Origin of the sequence: Janibacter melonis, from assembly GCF_003721155.3 — a bacterium.
Taxonomy (GTDB): domain Bacteria; phylum Actinomycetota; class Actinomycetes; order Actinomycetales; family Dermatophilaceae; genus Marihabitans; species Marihabitans melonis.
Map to the genome: position 1 here is coordinate 2,355,672 of NZ_CP044548.2, position 17,942 is coordinate 2,373,613.

A 17,942-nucleotide genomic window follows, 5' to 3' on the forward strand; every position below is an offset into this window, starting at 1 on the left:
TTCGCGGGCATGGACATGCTCAGGGGCGAGCAGATCGCCGAGGCCGCACTCACCGACTGGCGCAAGCTCGCCCAGGGCCTGCACGCCCGCTACGTCGTGCCGGACTTCGCGGCCGCCGTGCGGCTCGTCGCCGCCATCGGCGAGTCGGGCGATGCGATCGGGCACCACCCCCGGGTGCAGATCGGCGACGGGCACGTCGACCTCGAGCTAGTGACGCCCGACGCGGTCTACCGAGACGAGGACGACGGCAGCGAGCTCGTCGTCGAGTGGGTGACCCAGCAGGACGTCGACCTCGCCCGCGAGATCGAGCGCCTGGCGGCCGAGCAGGGCCTGCACGCCGACCCCGCCGCGGTGAGCGAGGTCGAGCTCGGTCTCGACGTCGTCGCCTCAGGCGCCGTCGCCCCGGTGTGGGCCGCCCTGCTCACCGGCGACCCCGGTGCGCAGGGCCGCGGCACCCCGGGCGACGAGATCCGCGACGCGACCGTGCGGGTGCCCAACCTGTGGTTCGGCGACCTCGACGAAGGGGGAACCCCCGCGCAGCGCGTCCACGTCGAGGTCTATGTCGCCCCCGAGGTGGTGCAGGCCCGGGTCGACGCCGCGGTGGCCGCCGGGGGCACGGTCGTCGACGACAGCCAGTCGCCCGGCCTGACCGTCATCGCCGACCAGGAGGGCAACCGCGGCGTCGTCGTCGCGGACACGTCCGCCGCTCGCCTGGGCTGACCCGCCGCCGGTCAGGCGGAGAGCACCTCGACGACGCGCTCGGCGAAGGGGTCGGCTCCGGCGTGGTCGTCCGCCGTCACCGTGACGACCGCGTCACCGCGGAAGATGAGCATCTGGCCGTAGGCGCCGTGCAGGCGCCACGCGTCGCCCGGGCCGCCCCACCCGGCGAGCGAGTAGCGCGAGTACGCCGGCGAGGCGTCGCGCTCGACCCAGTCCGAGCGCATCGCCCGCGGCCACCGCGGCGCGACGAGGCTGCGCCCCTGCCACAGCCCGTCGTCGCGGATCAGCCGGCCGATGCGGGCGAGCTCGTCGACGGTCAGCAGCAGGCCGTCGGCCGCGGCGATCGCCCCCTTCGGGCAGCGCACCCACGCCGGGTTCTCGATGCCGAGCGGCTCGAAGAGCCGCGGGGTCAGCCAGGCCTGCACGTCGCCGACGGCCGCGGCGAGCGCCCGCATCGCCGTGTACGTGCTCGCCGTGGAGTACTGGAAGACCCGGCCCGCTGACGGGCGCGACAGGTACTCGTGGGCGAGGTCGGGCCAGTCGGTCATCCACGTGGGGGTCCACGGTAGGTCGATGCCGCTCGTCATGCTCAGCAGGTGGCGGGTGGTGACGGACTCGACCCCCGCGCCGAGCTCGTCGTCGCCGAGCTCGGGGAGGTAGCGGCGCACCGGGGCGTCGATCTCGAAGACCCCCTCGTCGTCGGCCATCCCTGCGGCGAGGACGCACACGCCCTTCGCGACGGAGTGGATGTCTCGGCGCACGTCCGGTGACCAGTGGTGCACCGCCGAGTCGTCGCCGACGAGCACGTGCACGGCGTGCGCCCCGAAGCCCTCCTCGCGGACCGCGCGGACGAGCTCGTCGAGGACCTGCTGCGCGCCAGACACGCGAGCAGTATGTCGAGGCGCCGGGTCGACCTCTCGGGCGCCCCGGCTAGAAGCCCGAGTCCTTCTCGAGGTTGGAGAAGCGGGCGTAGTGGCCCTGGAAGCCCAGGACGATGTCGGCGGTGGGGCCGTTGCGGTGCTTGGCGACGATGACGTCGGCCTCGCCCTCGCGCTCGGAGCTGGGGTCGCGGTCGCGGTGCAGGAGGATGACGAGGTCGGCGTCCTGCTCGATCGAGCCGGACTCACGCAGGTCGCTCATCGCGGGGCGCTTGTCGGTGCGCTGCTCCGGGCCACGGTTGAGCTGGCTGATCGCGATGACCGGGACCTCGAGCTCCTTGGCGAGCAGCTTGAGCGCTCGGGAGAACTCCGAGACCTCCTGCTGGCGCGACTCGACCTTCTTGCCGCTCGTCATCAGCTGGAGGTAGTCGATGACGATGAGCCGCAGGTTGTGCTGCTGCTTCATCCGGCGCGCCTTGGCCCGGATCTCCATGAGCGCGAGGTTGGGGCTGTCGTCGATGTAGAGCGGGCTGTCGCTGATCTTGCCCATGACGCGGCTGAGCTTGGCCCACTCCTCGTCGCGCAGGCGACCACGGCGCAGCGACTGCAGCTGGATCGCCGCCTCGGCCGAGAGGATGCGCATGGTGATCTCGGTGCGGCTCATCTCGAGCGAGAAGACGGCGGTGGCCATCTTGTGGTGGATCGCGGCGGCCCGGGCGATGTCCATGCCCATCGTCGACTTGCCGACGGCCGGTCGGGCCGCGAGGACGATCATCTGGCCGGGGTGGAGGCCGTGGGTGAGCTCGTCGAGCTCGGTGAAGCCGGTCGGCACGCCGATGAGCTCGTCGGTGCGACCGGCCGCGACCTCGATCTCGGCCATCGTCTCGTTGAGCGTGTTCCACAGCGGCACGTAGTCCTCGCCACCGCGCTTCTCCGCGACGCCGTACACCTCGGCCTGCGCGGCGTTGACGATCTCCTCGACGTCGCCGCCGCCCTGGGCGTAGCCCATCTGCGCGATGCGGGTGCCCGCGTCGACGAGGCGGCGCAGCACGGCCCGCTCGGCGACGATCTGCGCGTAGAAGCCGGCGTTCGCCGCCGTCGGCACCGACTGGATGAGGTCGTGGATGTAGGCCTGGCCGCCGACACGCTGAAGGTCGCCGCGCTTGCTCAGCTCGTCAGCGACGGTGATCGCGTCGGCCGGCTCGCCGCGGCTGTAGAGGTCGATGATCGCGTCGTAGATCGACTCGTGCGCCGGCTTGTAGAAGTCGGGGCTGCGCACCGTCTCGATGACGTCGGCGATGGCGTCCTTGCTGAGCAGCATGCCGCCGATGACGGACTGCTCGGCGACGAGGTCCTGCGGCGGGGTGCGGTCGAGGAACCCAGCAGCCCGCTGGCCCCCGCCGGGCGCCCCGGAGGACAGCTCGGCGTCGGGCATCGAGGCGAACATCGACTCCAGGTCACTGCTCAACTGCGTCCTCCATCCATGATCTGCCCACTGTCGCACCGGCCGGGGACAACCCCCTAATGCGCCTGTGGACCGACCTGGGGACGGGCTGTGGAGGACACGCCACGACGTTGTGCACAGGCGGTGGACAACGCTGTGGAGGACGAGATCCGTCGACCCTCGACACACCCTGACATCCCCCGCTGGAGCGGGCCGCGCGTCACCCACACCATGTGCACAGCACAAAGTCGGGCGTCCGCGGCGACGATCCACACCCGCCGTGGACCGCACCGCCCGCCGAAGGGCTCAGCCGGTGGCCGCGTACCGCGTGCGAGCCCGCTCCCGGGCCTTGGCCGCCTCGACCTCGCGGTCCTTCGGGGCCGCGCTCGTCGTGAGGTGGTCGAGCAGGTGCTGGGTGGCGACGGCCACCTCCTGCACGGCTTGGGCGAAGGCCTCCTCGTTGGCCCGCGACGGCTTGCTCGCGCCGCTGATCTTGCGCACGTACTGCAGCGCCGCGGCCCGCACCTCCTCGGACGTGGCCGGGGGCTCGAAGTTGTGCAGCTGTCGGATGTTTCGGCACATGCCCCCATCGTCCTCCGGGCGGCGGCACGCGGCCACCCCTTCGCCGTCACCCTCGACAGGTCGGACGCGGGGACGAAGGGGGAACCCCCGCCGTGCCAGAGTGAGGCCATGCCTGAACTCGTGCTCGGCCCGCTCGTCCGCTGCGCCGAGGCGACCTCCGTCGCCGTCTGGGTCGAGACCGACGTGCACACCCGCGTCACCGTCCGGGCCGGCGACGTCGAGGCGAGCGCCCCCACCTTCGCCGTCCACGGCCACCACTACGCCCTCGTCGTCGTCGACGGACTGCCGGTCGGCGAGCCGACGCCCTACGAGCTCAGCCTCGACGACACCGTCGTGTGGCCGCTGGCCGACTCGCCCTACCCCGCCCCCGTCCTGCCGACGATCGACCCCGAGACGCCGCTGCGCATGGCCTTCGGCTCGTGCCGCACGAGCGTGCCGCACGACGAGGAGGGCAACTCCACCCACGGCATCGACGCGCTGCGCGCCTACGGGCTGCGGATGGCCGGGGTCGCCCGCTCCGCCGACGACCCCGAGGAGGGCGAGATCCGCTGGCCGGACCTCGTGCTCTTCCTCGGCGACCAGGTCTACGCCGACGAGACCTCGCCGCAGATGCGCGAGTTCATCGCCTCTCGCCGATCGCTCGAGGAGCCGCCGGGCACCGAGCTCAAGGACTACGAGGAGTACGCCCACCTCTACCGGCTCGCGTGGAGCGACCCGGCGACGCGGTGGCTGCTGTCGACCCTGCCGAGCGCGATGATCTTCGACGACCACGACGTGCGCGACGACTGGAACACCTCGTTGTCCTGGCTGCGCGACATGCAGGCGACGTCGTGGTGGCACGAGCGGATCGTCTCCGGGCTCACCTCGTACTGGGTCTACCAGCACCTCGGCAACCTCGGTCGCGAGGAGCGTGACGACGACCCGGTGTGGCAGCACGTCGTGCGGCACGACGGACCGGACGAGCTCGACCTCACGGCCGTCCTGGACGCCCTCTCCGAGCGCGTCCAGGGCGACCCGACGGCCTACCGCTACAGCTACTCGCGCACCTTCGGCACGCAGGCCCGCCTCGTCGTCGTCGACTCGCGCGCGGCGCGCGTCCTGCAGCCCGAGCGGCGCTCGATCGTCGACGACGGCGAGCTGGCCTGGCTCGACGAGCGGCTGCGGGGCGATGTCGACCACCTGCTCATCGGCACCTCGCTGCCCTTCTTCCTCGCCTCCGGGCTGCATCACCTCGAGGCCTTCAACGAGGCCCTGGCCTCGGGCCGGTGGGGCCGGCGGGCCGGCCGGGTCGGCGAGCGGCTGCGACGGGCCGTCGACATGGAGCACTGGGCGGCCTTCCAGGAGGGCTTCCGCCGGGTGTCCGACATGGTCATCGAGGTCGCCGCGGGTCAGCGCGGCGAGGCGCCGGGCACGGTGACCTTCCTGTCCGGCGACGTCCATCACAGCTACGTCGCCGAGGCCTTCTCGACTCGCGCCCGCGAGCGCGAGGGCGCCCCCGCCCTGCGCAGCCGTCTCCTGCAGGCCGTCTGCTCACCGATCCGCAACCCCCTCCCGCGCGGCGTCCGGGTCGGCACCGCCTTCCTCTCCCGACGGGTCGCCGCACCCATCGGCCGGACTGCGTCGCTGGCGATCGGGGTGCCCCCGGCACCGCTGCGCTGGGGCTACGTCGAGGGCCCGTGGTTCGACAACAACCTCGCGACGCTCGAGGTCCAGGGGCGTGGGCTGCGCATGTGGTGGGCCCGGGGCGAGGTCGTCGACGACCACCACGACCTGCCCTCGCTCGTCGAGGTCGCCGACATCACGGTGGACCCGCCCGCGGCCGCGCCGTCGCCGGTGCGGCGTGAGGTCGCTGCGTCCTGAGCCGACCCCGGCTCGCTGCTGATCGGTCGGACCGGCTTCGGGTCAGGTCAGCGCTGCCGGACGTAGGAGAGCAGCTGGTACATCGCGAGGAGCAGCACGGCGCTGATCGCGACGGCCCCGGCCCCGGCGGCCATGCCCGTGGCCATGGCGTCGACCATCGTCTCGCCGCGCCCGACGAGGGTGACGATCGAGACGACGAGCGCCACGGCCCCGGCGAGGACGCTGCTGATGATGACCTGGCTGTACGGCGTCTCGTGCGTCGCCGCCCGTGACCTGCCCATCTCGACCGCTCCCTCGCGTCTGCGCCCGGCCCGTCCGGACCAGTCTCGAGCGACGCTACCGGCGCCCGCCTCCTCTCGCCTGCTGGGAGAGGGGGTCGCTCGACCGCGTCGTGCCGCGACCCTAGGACCGCCCGGCCGGGTCCACCATGGGGAGCGCTCCCCGGTCGTGCGACGCGGGTGGTGGCGAAGGGGGAGCCGTCGGCCCGGCCCTTCGCGATCGGGGGTCAGCGCGGTCCGAGCCGCCCGGGCACGTTGTGCCGGGTGACGACCTGGACCCCGGCGGGCACGGAGGTCGGCGCGCCGGGCACGAGGCGGTGGTGGCGCAGCAGCTGGCGCAGCGCCGCGCGGGCGTCGGCCCGCAGGTCGTGGTGGAGCACGAGGTCGATCGCGCCCGTGCGCAGCAGCTCGAGGTTGTTCTCGTCGAGGTCGTGCGCGACGAAGGTGGCGGGGTGCTCCCCGGCGGCCGCCAGCGCGGCGAGGATCGCGCGGTTGCCGCCGCCGGCCGAGTAGACGGCGCGCACCGGGGACCGGAGGCCGCGCAGCGCCGTCGCCACGGCCTCGCGCGTCGGCCGGTCGAGCCCGTCGGCCTCGGCCGCCGTGATGACCTCGAGACTGGGCGCGTCCTCGCGCAGACCTGCGACGAAGGCCTGCAGCCGCTCTCCCTCGCCGGTGAAGGCCGAGCGGCTCACCGAGGCGAGGACGACCCCCTTCGCCGGTCTCGTCCCGAGGGCGACGAGGTGGGCGGCCGTGCGGCCTGCCGCCCAGTTGTCGAGCCCGACGTAAGCGACCCGGGACGACTCCACGTCCGTGACGAGGGTGACGGTCGGGATGCCCCGCGCGGCGAGGTCGTCGACGGCCCGGCCGACCGCCGGGTCCGACGGCGCCTTGAGGACGACGCCGTCGCTGGTACGCCCGCGCCGGCCGACCCGGTCGAGGGCCGCGAGGAGGTCGGCGACGTCGCCGCTCTCGCGCAGGTCGAAGCGGGCCCGGACCGCGGTGGGCCCGACGGCCCCCAGCTGGCTCTCCACGGCCGTCCGCACGGCGTCGCTGAAGCGCGCGGGCGCCTGCATGACGACGTCGACGACGAGCGAGCGCGCCCCGAGGCGCACGGAGCGCGCCTGCCGGTCGAGCTCGGCGACCGCCTGCTCGACGGCGCGCACCGCCCGCGGGCTGGCTCCGGGGCGGCCGTGCAGGACACGGTCAACCGTCGCCGAGGACAGCCCGCTCTGCTCGGCGATGTCGCTCACCCGGTGCGCACGCACATGCCCACCGTAGGCGGGCCTGAGGTCTTTCTGAGGTGATGAGGGCCTGGTGACGTCCTGCCGGTCGCGGCAGCGTGGGAGCCATGACCACCACGACGACCACCGGGTCCGCCACCCCCCACCTGCGCACCGAGGACTGCCGCGTGGCCGACCTCGTCGGGCTGCTCGAGCGCGAGCGCACCGACGTCGGCGCGTACCCGCACGCCGAGCGCGTCGAGCAGGGGGTCCTCGTCTACGCGGCGAGCACCGTCCTCGACGCCGACGCGGGCCGCCGCGAAGAGCGTCTGGCGCTCGAGGCCGAGCTCGCGCACGCCTGGCTGCACGGGCCGGGCATCGTCGTCGTCGAGGGCGCTCTCGACGCCGAGGTCGTCGACCGGGTCACCGTGCGCTTCGAGGAGCTCATCACCCAGCAGCGCGCCGAGGGACGGACGGCCGGCGACCACTTCGCCGCGCCGGGGGCGAACGACCGGGTGTGGGGGGCGCTGGAGAAGCTCGCCGTCGCGGACCCGCACGCCTTCGTCGACTACTACTCCTCGCCCGTGATCGCCCTCGCCGCCCGGGCCTGGCTCGGCCCGGGCTACCAGGTGACGAGCCAGGTCAACGTCGTCGGCCCGGGCGGAGCCGGGCAGACCGTGCACCGCGACTACCACCTCGGCTTCACCTCGCCGGAGGTCTCGGCCGCCTACCCGGCGCACGTCCACGCGCTCTCGCCGCAGCTCACCCTCCAGGGCGCGGTCGCCCACGGCGACATGCCCGTCGAGTCCGGCCCGACCCTCTACCTGCCGCACTCGCAGAAGTACCCGCACGGCTTCCTCGCCTACTGGCTGCCCGACTTCCAGGAGCACTTCGCCGCGCACCACGTGCAGCTGCCCCTTCGCCTGGGCGACGCCGTCTTCTTCAACCCCGCCCTCTTCCACGCCGCGGGGAGCAACAGCACCCGGAGCACCCGGCGGATGGCGAACCTGCTGCAGATCTCCTCGGCCTTCGGCCGGACGATGGAGTCCACCGACCGCCGGCGGGTCGTCGAGGCGGTCTACCCGGCCCTCCTCGAGGCGGGCACGAGCGGTCACGACGAGCGGCTGCTCCACCATGCGGTCGCGGCGAGCGCCGAGGGCTACGCCTTCCCGACCAACCTCGACCGCGACCCGCCCGTCGACGGCATGTCACCGACCACCCAGGCGGAGGTCGTGCGTGCCGCTCTCGCCGAGCGCGCCGCACCGGCCGAGCTCGGCCGTCGCCTGGCCGAGCACGAGGAGCGCCGCCGCACGTCGTGAGGTGCGGCTCCCCCCTTCGTCCTGGGTTGGCGAAGGGGGGAGCCGAGATCCCCTTCCGTCGTCCGCCGCCCTCGGCTACAGTCCCCTTTGTCCTGACATACGGACATCCTCGACGACGAGAGGTCACCACGCATGGAGGCGTTGCTCACCGACCGGGTCGTCCTCGTCGTCGGCGGCACGGCCGGTCTCGGCGCGGGCATCGCCCGAGCCGCTCTGCGCGAGGGCGCCAGCGTCGTCGTCACCGGGCGGCACGCCCACCGGGCCGAGGCGCTCGTCGAGCAGCTCTCAGGGCTCGGGCCCGTCTCCTTCGTCGTGGCCGACCAGGCCGACGTCGCCCAGGCCCAGGACGCCGTGGCCCAGACCGTCGCCCGTCACGGACGGGTCGACTGCCTCGTCAACGCCGCCGGCCTGACCACGCGGGGCACCCTGCTCGACACGACGCCCGAGCTCTTCGACGACCACGTCGCCGTCAACCTGCGCGGGCCCTTCTTCACGATGCAGGCGGCCGTCGCCGACATGGTCGGTCGCGGGGCCCCCGGCAGCGTCGTCAACATCATCACCATGTCCTCCCACGGGGGGCAGCCCCACCTCGCCGCGTACAGCGCCACGAAGGCCGGCCTCGCCGGCCTGACGAAGAACGTCGCGCACGCCCACCGCTTCGACCGCGTCCGGGTCAACGGGCTCAACATCGGCTGGACCGAGACCGAGGGCGAGGACGCGATCCAGCGCCGCTTCCACGGTGCTGGCGACGACTGGGTCGAGCGGGCTGCCGCCTCCTCGCCCATGGGTCGCCTCGGCCAGGTCGACGAGATCGCCGACGCCGTCGTCTTCCTCCTGTCCGACCGGTCAGGAGTTGTCACGGGTTCCGTCATCGACTGGGACCAGACCGTCCTAGGAGCTCACGACTGATGCGTATCGGACTCATCGGCCTCGGCCGGATCGGTGCCTTCCACGCCGACACCCTCGCCGCCCTCGACGCCGTCGACGAGCTCGTCGTCACCGACCCGGTGGGCGCCGCCGTCGACGCCGTCACCGGCCGGATCCCGAAGGCTCGCGCCGTCGACTCGCCCCAGGCCCTGCTCGACGCAGGTGTCGACGGAGTCGTCGTCGCCGCCGCGACGAACGTCCACGCCGAGCTGCTCGAGGCGGCGCTGGCACGCGGGGTCGCGACCTTCTGCGAGAAGCCGGTCGCCGGCACGATCGGCGAGGCCGTGCGCATGCAGGAGCTCGCCGCCCAGGCCGGCGCACCGGTGCAGATCGGCTACCCCCGCCGCTTCGACCCCGCCTTCGTCGCCGCCCGGGACGCCGTGCGGGACGGCTCGCTGGGCCGGGTGCACACCGTGCGCTCGACGACGCTCGACCCGGCGCCGCCCCCCGCCGCGTACCTCGCCGTCTCCGGCGGCATCTTCCGAGACTGCTCCGTCCACGACTTCGACGCGGTGCGCTGGGTGACCGGCCAGGAGGTCGTCTCCGTCTACGCGGTCGGGGTCACCGACCCCGACGCGCCCGCGGAGATGTACCGCGACCACGGCGACCACACGAGCGTCTCGACGCTGCTCACGATGAGCGACGGGGCGATCGGTGTCGTGTCGAACACCCGGACCAACGCCCGCGGCTACGACGTGCGTCTCGAGGTACACGGCGTCTCCGACGCGGTCGCCGCCGGGCTCGACGACGGCCTCCCCCTTCGTCCGACGCAACCCGGCGTCGCCTGGCCGGCCGGCCCCCCGCACACCTTCTTCATGGACCGTCTCGCCGAGGCCTTCCGCGTCGAGCTCGCGACCTTCTGCCGGGTGGCGGCGGGCGAGATCCCCTCGCCGTGCACCGTCGACGACGCGATGGGCACCGCCTGGGCCGCCGAGGCCGCGACGCTCTCCGCGATCGAGGGTCGTCCGGTCACCATCGCCGAGGTGCAGGACCGGGCGCTCGTCTGAGCCGTGATGCGAGGTTTGCCTCCGACCGGCGCGAGGCGTTGGATCGAGGCATGACCTCTCAGCTCCGCGTCGTCGTCGTCGGCGCCGGCGAGTGCGGCGCCCGCGTCGCCCACGACCTCGCGACGAGCGACCTCGACGCCCGGGTGGTCCTCGTCGGGCGCGAGGCGCGACCGCCCTACGAGCGACCGCCGCTGTCGAAGTCCGTCCTCGTCGACGACGACCCGCGACCGGTCGAGCCGTACCGCGACGGGCGGCTCGACGTCGAGGGGCTCGAGGTCGTCGCCGGACGCGCGGCGACCTCGCTCGACCTCGAGGGGCGCACGGTCGAGCTCGACGACGGCACGCGCCTGGGCTTCGACCGGCTCGTCCTCGCGACGGGGTCGCAGCCGCGCCGCCTGCCCGGGCTGCCGGCTGCCGCGCTCACGTTGCGGACCTTCGAGGACGCCCTCGTGCTGCGCCAGGCCCTGCGGCCGGGCGCCCACCTGCTCGTCGTCGGCGCGGGGCTCGTCGGGCTCGAGGTCGCCGCGAGCGCCCGGACCCGCGGCGCCCGGGTCACGGTCGTCGAGGCTGCAGCGCGTGCCCTCGGGCGCGCGGTCCCCGAGCCCGTCGCCCGGGTCCTCGTCGAGCGTCACGAGGCCGAAGGAGTGGACCTGCACCTCGGCACGACCGTCGCGTCCGCGACCGGCGGGGACGGCGGGTGGCAGGTCGAGCTCTCCGACGGCAGCGTCGTCTCCCCCGACGTCGTGCTCCAGGCGGTGGGCTCCGTGCCGGAGACCGGGCTCGCCCGAGCAGCCGGCATCGAGGTCGACGACGGGGTGGTCGTCGACGCGGCGATGCGCACGAGCGCCCCGGGCGTCTGGGCCGCGGGTGACTGCTGCGCCGGGCCGGTCGCGGTGCTCGGGCGGCGTCAGCGGCTCGAGTCGTGGCGGATGGCGCACGACCAGGCGGCCGTCGCCGCGGCGTCGGTGCGCGGCGAGGACGCCTCGATGACCACCGTCCCGTGGTTCTGGTCCGACCAGTACGACCTCAGCCTGCAGGTCTCGGGCATGGCGGCGGCGGCCAGGCGGTGGGTCGAGCGCCCCCGGCCCGACGGCACCGTCGTGCACCTCGGGCTCGACGACGACGGAGCGCTCGTGTGCGCCGCCGGTGCCGGACGGGCCGCCGTGGCCAAGGACGTCCGCATGGCGGAGCGCCTCGTCGCAGCGGGCGCCCGCCCCGACCCCGACCGCCTCGCCGACCCTGACGTGCAGCTGAGGAGCTTGATCGGCTGAGGACCTACGGGTGGTCTCGAGGCTCCGTCGTCGCACCTCGACCGTCGAGACCGCTGAAGGCGCCGACGAAGGCCTCGAGCGCCGCGTCACCGGCGGCGACCGAGTCGCCACCGGAGGCGAAGGCCTCCAGCCCGACGACCCCGCGGTACCCCATGTCCTCCAACGCGACGGCCACCCCTTCGTAGCGGATCTCGCCGGTGCCGGGCTCGCACCGACCGGGGACGTCGGCGACCTGGATCTCACCGATCCAGGGCAGCGCCCGCCGGCACAGCCCGATGAGGTCGCCCTCGCCGATCTGCGCGTGGTAGAGGTCGAGGTTGAGCCGCAGGTGCGGGCTGTCGACCCCGCTCACGAGGTCGAGGGTGTCCGCGGCCCGGGCGAAGGGGGTCCCCGGGTGGTCGACGGAGAGGTTGAGGTTCTCCAGCACGAAGGTCACCCCTTCGCGCTCGCCGAGATCGGCCACGCGCCGGAGGGTGTCGCGAGCGGTCCTCCACATCTGCTCGTCGGCGCCGTCCGGACCGACCGGGGTGACCGGCAGGCCGGTCGGACCGAGACCGGTGCCGTGGAGGTTGAGCGCTCGGGCCCCGATGCGTCGGCCGACCTCGATCGACGCGGCCGCCGTGGCGAGCAGCTCGTCCGCCCCCTCGGGGTCCCCGAGCCGGCCGGTCGTGTACCCGGTCATCGACGTGAAGACGACCCCCTCGCCCGCGAGGGTCGCGAGGGCGTCGACGTCGTGCCCGCGCCAGTCCCAGATCTCGACGGCGAGGCCGCGCTCGTGGATGCGCCGCACCCGCTCGAGCATCGGCAGGTCCCCGTAGATCATCTGCGCCGAGGCAGCCAGCACGAAGGGGGATCGCACCCCCGCGGTCGCCGTCACCCCTCAGTCCGTCTGCGGGAAGCCGAGGTTGATGCCGCCGTGGCTCGGGTCGAGCCAGCGCTGCGTGACGACCTTGCCGCGGGTGAAGAAGTGCACGCCCTCCATGCCGTGGGCGTGGGTGTCGCCGAAGAGGCTGTTCTTCCACCCGCCGAAGGAGTAGTACGACACCGGGACGGGGATCGGCACGTTGATGCCGACCATGCCGACCTCGACCTCGTGCTGGAAGCGCCGGGCGGCGCCGCCGTCGTTGGTGAAGATCGCCGTGCCGTTGCCGTAGGGGTTGGCGTTGATGAGCTCGAGGCCCTCGTCGTAGCTGGCGACGCGGACGACCGAGAGCACCGGGCCGAAGATCTCGTCGTCGTAGACGCTCATCCCGGGGCGCACCTCGTCGATGAGCGTCGGGGCGACGAAGAAGCCGTCGCCGTCGGCGTCGAAGTCCCCGTCGCGCCCGTCGACGACGACCTTCGCGCCGGCCTGGGCGCCGGCGTCGACGTACGAGGCGACCTTGTCGCGGTGGGCGGCGGTGACGAGCGGGCCCATGTCGCAGCCGCGGCGCCCGTCACCGGTGCGCAGCTTGCCCATGCGGTCGACGATCTTGCTCACGAGCTCGTCGGCGACCGGCTCGACGACGACGAGCGCGGAGATCGCCATGCAGCGCTCACCGGCCGAGCCGAAGCCCGCGTTGATCGCGGCGTCGGCGGCGAGGTCGAGGTCGGCGTCGGGCAGGACGAGCATGTGGTTCTTCGCGCCGCCGAGCGCCTGGACGCGCTTGCCGGCGGCGGTGCCCGTCTCGTAGACGTACCTCGCGATCGGGGTCGAGCCGACGAAGGAGACGGAGCGCACCTTGTCGTGGGTGAGCAGCGCGTCGACGGCCTCCTTGTCACCGTGGACGACGTTCATCACCCCGTCGGGCAGGCCGGCGCGCTGCCACAGCTCGGCGACGGCGTTGGCCGCCGACGGGTCCTTCTCGCTCGGCTTGAGCACCACGGCGTTGCCGCACGCGATGGCGATGGGGACGAACCACAGCGGCACCATCGCGGGGAAGTTGAAGGGCGAGATGATCGCCGCGACGCCGAGCGGCTGACGCATCGAGTACACGTCGACCGCGGTCGAGGCGTTCTCGGAGAAGCCCCCGCGCAGCAGGTTGGGGATGCCGCACGCGTACTCGGCGACCTCGAGACCGCGCACGACCTCGCCGAGGGCGTCGGAGAGCACCTTGCCGTGCTCGGCGGTGATGAGCGCGGCGATGCGCTCCTTGTCCTCGTTGAGCAGCTCGCGGAAGCGGAAGAGGACCTGCGCGCGCCGGGTCAGCGAGGTGTCGCGCCACTCCAGCCACGCGGCGTGCGCGCCCTCGACGACCTCGCCGACGAGATCGGCGGAGGCGAGGTCGAGGGCGCCGGTGACCTCACCGGTCGCGGGGTCGTAGACCTCGCTCGTGCGCTCGGCCGTCCCCTCCCACGGGGATCCGGCGACGAGGTGGGTGATGCGGGTCGGGGTGCTCATGAACGCCTCTCTCGGGTCTAAATGTCCTGACATCATTACCTGTGACGGCTGGCGGGCGCCAGACCGTCCATGCTCAGAGCTCGGGGTCGAGCTCGACGACCACCGGGCGGCCGGAGGCCAGGGAGGCCACCCCGGCCGTGGCGACGACGGTCGCCGCGTACCCGTCCCAGCTGCGGGCGCCGACGACCTTGCCCCGACGAGACGCGTCGACCCACGCCTGCAGCTCGAGGTCGTAGGCCCGCGCGAAGCGCTCCCGGTAGTCCACCGGCAGCGCACCGCCCCACGACCCCGCACCGCCGTGCGGACCGGCCGCCGTCGAGCAGATGCCGCCCGAGGGGCGGCCGACGACCGCGCTGCCTCGCTCGGCGACGACCTCGCAGCGCACCTCGTAGCCGGTCGAGCTGCCGACGAAGACCTCGTTGGTCACGACCGCCCCTCCGGCCATCCTCAGGACCACGACCTGCGGGTCGGCCACCCCGTCCGGGACGAGCGACGAGGGCGACGGGGTGATCACCTGGATCTCGACCACCTCCTCGCCGAAGAGGTACCTGGCCGTGTCGATCTCGTGCACGAGGCTGTCGCGCACGATCATCTCGCTGCGGAAGTCCGCTCGCGGCGCGGCGAGGTTGCGGTGCACCTGGTGGGCGAGCAGCGGACGACCGACCCGTCCGCTCGTCAGGAGGTCGCGCAGCTGCACGTACTCCGGGTCGAAGCGACGCATGAAGCCCACCTGGACCAGCGGACGGCCACCGTCGCGCTCGGCGCGCACGAGGCGGGCCGACGACGCGTCGTCCGTCGTCAGGGGCTTCTCGCACAGCACGGGCGTACCGGTCTCGATGCACTCCCGCACCTGCTCCTCGTGCGCGTGGCCGGGCGAGGCGAGGACGACGGCGTCGACCGCGTCTGACCGGATGAGCTCGAGCGGGTCGGGGACGACGGCCACGCTCCCCGACCCGAGGTCGTCCGCACCCAGGCGTGCGGCCAGCTCCTGGGCACGTGCGACGTCCGGGTCGCTCACCGCCACGAGCGTGGCGCCGGCCACCCCGCGCGCGAGCCGGCGGGCGTGGTCGGCGCCCATGACGCCGACCCCGACCACGCCGACCCGCAGCGGTGCGCTCATCCGGTGCGGTCCCCTGCCGTCCCGTCGTGCACGACGGTCGGCTTGCCGGGGCCGGCGAGCTCGATCTCGGGGTTGCCGGGGTCGACGACCTTGCCGGGGTCGACGCCGCGCAGCTCGTGCTGCAGCTCGGCGAGCTCCTGACCGCCGGCCATCTCCGCCGTCAGCTCGTCGAGGGTGATCTCGTCGCGGTGCGCGTCGAGGACGACCCGGCCGAGCTTGAGGATGACGAAGTGGTTGCCCACGAGGTAGGCGTGGTGCGGGTTGTGGGTGATGAAGACGACGCCGAGGCCGGCGTCGCGCGCCTTGGCGATGTACTTGAGCACGACACCGGACTGGCGCACCCCGAGGGCTGCGGTGGGCTCGTCGAGGATGATGACCTTCGCCCCGAAGTAGATGGCGCGAGCGATGGCGATGCACTGCTTCTGACCACCCGACAGACCTCCGACCGGCCGGTCGAGGTCGCCGATGTGGATCCCCATCTTCTGCAGCTCCTCGTCGGCGACACGGCGCATCGTCGCCCCGTCGAGGAAGGGACCGCGGCGGACCTCGTTGCCCATGAAGAAGTTGCGCCAGACCGACATGAGCGGGGCCAGCGCGAGGTCCTGGTAGACCGTCGCGATGCCGAGCTGCTGGGCGGCTCGGGGCGAGGCGAGGTTGCGGGAGATCCCGTTGACCGTGAAGGTCCCCTCGGTGTGCTCGTGCAGGCCCGCCATGATCTTGATGAGCGTGGACTTGCCGGCTCCGTTGTCGCCGAGGACGCACGTCACCTCGCCCGGGTAGACCTCGAGCGAGACCCCACGCAGCGCGTGGACGTTGCCGTAGGACTTGCCGACGTCGTCCATCACCACGAGGGGCTGCACGCCCTCGGCCCGCTCACGGGTGGTCGGCTCGGTCGTCGTGCTCATCGGGCCTCCCCCTTCTTCTTGACGTAGAGGTTGACGAGGGTGGCGAGCAGGAGCATGACCCCGAGGAAGGTGTAGAACCAGTCGGGGTTCCATCCTGCGTAGTTGATGCCCAGGCGGGTCATGCCGAAGACGAGGGCGCCGAGCGAGGCGCCGACGATCGAGCCGTACCCGCCGGTGAGCAGGCAGCCCCCGACCACCGCGGCGATGATGAAGATGAACTCCTTGCCCACGCCCTCGCCGGACTGCATGACCTGGTACTCGAAGAGCAGGTGCATGCCGAGGACCCAGGCGCAGAAGCCGACGAACATGAAGAGGCCGATCTTGACCCGCTTCACCGGCACGCCCACCGCGCGGGCGGCATCGGCGTCGCCACCGACGGCGAAGACCCAGTTGCCGATCCGCGTCCTCATGAGGACCACCGACCCGACGGCCGTGAGGATCAGCCAGTAGACGACGAGCGCCTTGAGGGTGATCGGTCCGATCGTCGTCTGCCAGGCGAAGACCGCGGCGGCCGAGTCGAAGCCGGCGATGTCGGAGATCTGGGGCGTCGAGACGGTCCCGCCGACGAGACGGGTGACGGCGAGGTTGCCGCCCTGGAGGACGAAGAAGGTGCCGAGGGTGACGAGGAAGCTCGGCAGCCCGGTCCTCATGAGGAACCACCCGTTGAAGGCCCCCACGGCGAGCGAGAAGACGAGCGCGACGACCACCCCCACCCAGACGTTGAGCCCGAAGTTCCAGGCCGTGAGGGCGGCCGCGATGCCGGACGAGGTGGCCGCGACACCGGTGGAGAGGTCGAACTCCCCGCCGATCATGAGCATGGCGACGGGGACCGCCATGACCCCGATCGAGGCCACCTCGTACAGGATCGTCCCGGCGTTGTCGACGGAGCGGAAGCTCGGGGCGACCGACGCGAAGAGGATCGCCACGACGACCGCCCCGATGAGTGCCCCGACCTCGGGGCGGCTGAAGAGCAGGCCGGCCCGACCCTTCGCCGCGACGCGGTCGTCAGCCGGCTGCGCTGTCGGCGTCGTGGTGGTGGTGGTCATCGCCGGCTCACTTCAGGAGCAGGTCGACGTTGGACTCGTCGACGAAGGCAGGTCCGGAGAAGACCGGCTGCTGACCGCCGACGGAGGCGCCCTTCTGAGCGCGCAGCCACAGCGCGTCGACGGCCATGTAGCCCTGGACGTACGGCTGCTGGTCGACGGCCCAGAGGATCTTCTTGTCCTTGATCGCCGTCAGCGCGTCGTCGTTGAGGTCGAAGGTCGCGAGCTTGGCCGAGCTGCCCGACTCCTCGATCGACTTCAGGGCCACCATGGCGAAGGGGGCGCCGAGCGTGACGACGTGGGTGATGTCCTTGTCGTCCTGGAGCTTGGCGGTCATCGTCGACTGGACGTTGGCCGTGTCGGTGCCCTTGACGTAGATCTTCTCCGAGTTGGCGAACTTCTTCTTCAGGCCGTCGCAGCGCGCCTCGAGACCGACGTGGCCCTGCTCCTGGATGACGCACAGGACCTTGCCGGCCTTCTCCTCGGTGAGGCGCTCTCCGGCGGCCTCCCCGGCCAGGCCGTCGTCCTGGCCGAAGAAGGACAGCACCCCCATGTCCTTCCAGTCGCCCATGCCCGCGTTGAGGGCGACGGTCGGGATGCCGGCGTTGACCGCACCCTCGACGTTGCTCTTCATCGCCTCGGGCTTGGAGAGGGTGACGGCGATCCCGTCGACCTTCTTGTCCACGGCCTGCTGCACGAGCTGGGCCTGCTTGGCGCCGTCGGGGTCGGCGGTGTACTCGAGCTTGACGTTGTCCTTCTTGGCGGCGTCCTCGGCGCCGGCCCGGACCTGGTCCCAGAAGGTGTCGCCCGGGGCGGCGTGGGTGATGAGAGCGACGGTCATCTCCGGGGTGTCGGCAGCAGCACCGCCGCCACCGTCTGCGCTCGTCTCCTGCTTGCCACCGGTGGAGGAGCAGGCGGTGAGGGCGACGGCCAGCGCAGCCGCGCCGGCGAGGAAGGGGTATCGGGTCGGTCGGGACATCGTTGTCTC

The 17,942-nt window shown here is 72.8% G+C and carries 17 protein-coding genes; 6 read left to right on the forward strand and 11 right to left on the reverse strand.

Going from position 1 to position 17,942, the window contains the following annotated elements; translation table 11 throughout:
- Nucleotides 1-9: 9 nt before the first annotated feature.
- Nucleotides 10-720 (forward strand): 4a-hydroxytetrahydrobiopterin dehydratase, encoded by a 711-nt coding sequence (locus EEW87_RS11250; protein WP_123093460.1) that lies wholly within the window; start codon nt 10-12, stop codon nt 718-720.
- 11 nt (nt 721-731) lie between these two features.
- Here EEW87_RS11250 and EEW87_RS11255 read toward each other — a convergent pair whose 3' ends face one another.
- The 3 genes from EEW87_RS11255 to EEW87_RS11265 form a co-directional block, all read right to left on the reverse strand.
- A complete protein-coding gene (locus tag EEW87_RS11255; RefSeq protein ID WP_123093461.1) occupies nt 732-1,604 on the reverse strand; it encodes a serine hydrolase domain-containing protein in 873 nt (290 codons plus the stop codon).
- 46 nt (nt 1,605-1,650) lie between these two features.
- Nucleotides 1,651-3,033 carry a replicative DNA helicase gene (gene dnaB / locus EEW87_RS11260; RefSeq protein WP_068272272.1) on the reverse strand — a complete coding sequence of 461 codons (1,383 nt, stop codon included), beginning with the start codon at nt 3,031-3,033 and terminating at the stop codon, nt 1,651-1,653.
- A 315-nt stretch (nt 3,034-3,348) separates the two neighbouring features.
- A complete protein-coding gene (locus EEW87_RS11265; RefSeq protein WP_123093462.1) occupies nt 3,349-3,624 on the reverse strand; it encodes a DUF2277 domain-containing protein in 276 nt (91 codons plus the stop codon).
- A 108-nt stretch (nt 3,625-3,732) separates the two neighbouring features.
- On the opposite strand from EEW87_RS11265, the gene EEW87_RS11270 reads away from it, so the two are divergent.
- On the forward strand, nt 3,733-5,484 hold the full coding sequence (locus EEW87_RS11270) for an alkaline phosphatase D family protein (RefSeq protein ID WP_123093463.1): 1,752 nt from the start codon (nt 3,733-3,735) through the stop codon (nt 5,482-5,484).
- A 47-nt stretch (nt 5,485-5,531) separates the two neighbouring features.
- Here EEW87_RS11270 and EEW87_RS11275 read toward each other — a convergent pair whose 3' ends face one another.
- Nucleotides 5,532-5,765: a hypothetical protein gene (locus EEW87_RS11275; protein ID WP_123093464.1), complete on the reverse strand. Its 234-nt coding sequence runs from the start codon at nt 5,763-5,765 to the stop codon at nt 5,532-5,534.
- 224 nt (nt 5,766-5,989) lie between these two features.
- Nucleotides 5,990-7,027 (reverse strand): LacI family DNA-binding transcriptional regulator, encoded by a 1,038-nt coding sequence (locus EEW87_RS11280; protein ID WP_123093465.1) that lies wholly within the window; start codon nt 7,025-7,027, stop codon nt 5,990-5,992.
- Between the two features lie 83 nt (nt 7,028-7,110).
- On the opposite strand from EEW87_RS11280, the gene EEW87_RS11285 reads away from it, so the two are divergent.
- The 4 genes from EEW87_RS11285 (at nt 7,111) to EEW87_RS11300 (ending at nt 11,506) form a co-directional block, all read left to right on the forward strand.
- Complete coding sequence (locus EEW87_RS11285) at nt 7,111-8,301, forward strand: phytanoyl-CoA dioxygenase family protein (RefSeq protein WP_123093466.1); 1,191 nt, start codon at nt 7,111-7,113, stop codon at nt 8,299-8,301.
- Between the two features lie 132 nt (nt 8,302-8,433).
- Nucleotides 8,434-9,210, forward strand: a complete 777-nt coding sequence (locus EEW87_RS11290) for an SDR family oxidoreductase (RefSeq protein WP_123093467.1) — start codon at nt 8,434-8,436, stop codon at nt 9,208-9,210.
- Nucleotides 9,210-10,235 carry a Gfo/Idh/MocA family protein gene (locus EEW87_RS11295; protein WP_123093468.1) on the forward strand — a complete coding sequence of 342 codons (1,026 nt, stop codon included), beginning with the start codon at nt 9,210-9,212 and terminating at the stop codon, nt 10,233-10,235. Before EEW87_RS11290 ends, EEW87_RS11295 begins: the two co-directional genes overlap by 1 nt.
- Nucleotides 10,236-10,285: 50 nt before the next feature.
- Complete coding sequence (locus tag EEW87_RS11300; RefSeq protein WP_123093469.1) at nt 10,286-11,506, forward strand: NAD(P)/FAD-dependent oxidoreductase; 1,221 nt, start codon at nt 10,286-10,288, stop codon at nt 11,504-11,506.
- Nucleotides 11,507-11,510: 4 nt separating this feature from the next.
- Here the strand turns inward: EEW87_RS11300 and EEW87_RS11305 are convergent, their stop codons facing one another.
- The 6 genes from EEW87_RS11305 to EEW87_RS11330 form a co-directional block, all read right to left on the reverse strand.
- The gene (locus tag EEW87_RS11305) at nt 11,511-12,329 is read right to left on the reverse strand and encodes a TIM barrel protein (RefSeq protein ID WP_123093507.1); all 819 of its coding nucleotides are present in this window, start codon (nt 12,327-12,329) and stop codon (nt 11,511-11,513) included.
- A gap of 57 nt (nt 12,330-12,386) precedes the next feature.
- Nucleotides 12,387-13,886, reverse strand: a complete 1,500-nt coding sequence (locus tag EEW87_RS11310; protein WP_068270694.1) for a CoA-acylating methylmalonate-semialdehyde dehydrogenase — start codon at nt 13,884-13,886, stop codon at nt 12,387-12,389.
- A 73-nt stretch (nt 13,887-13,959) separates the two neighbouring features.
- On the reverse strand, nt 13,960-15,006 hold the full coding sequence (locus EEW87_RS11315; protein ID WP_123093470.1) for a Gfo/Idh/MocA family protein: 1,047 nt from the start codon (nt 15,004-15,006) through the stop codon (nt 13,960-13,962).
- Complete coding sequence (locus EEW87_RS11320) at nt 15,003-15,911, reverse strand: ATP-binding cassette domain-containing protein (RefSeq protein ID WP_123093471.1); 909 nt, start codon at nt 15,909-15,911, stop codon at nt 15,003-15,005. Before EEW87_RS11320 ends, EEW87_RS11315 begins: the two co-directional genes overlap by 4 nt.
- On the reverse strand, nt 15,908-16,957 hold the full coding sequence (locus EEW87_RS11325; protein ID WP_123093472.1) for an ABC transporter permease: 1,050 nt from the start codon (nt 16,955-16,957) through the stop codon (nt 15,908-15,910). Before EEW87_RS11325 ends, EEW87_RS11320 begins: the two co-directional genes overlap by 4 nt.
- Nucleotides 16,958-16,964: 7 nt before the next feature.
- Nucleotides 16,965-17,933 carry a sugar ABC transporter substrate-binding protein gene (locus tag EEW87_RS11330; RefSeq protein ID WP_205473714.1) on the reverse strand — a complete coding sequence of 323 codons (969 nt, stop codon included), beginning with the start codon at nt 17,931-17,933 and terminating at the stop codon, nt 16,965-16,967.
- Nucleotides 17,934-17,942: the final 9 nt, after the last annotated feature.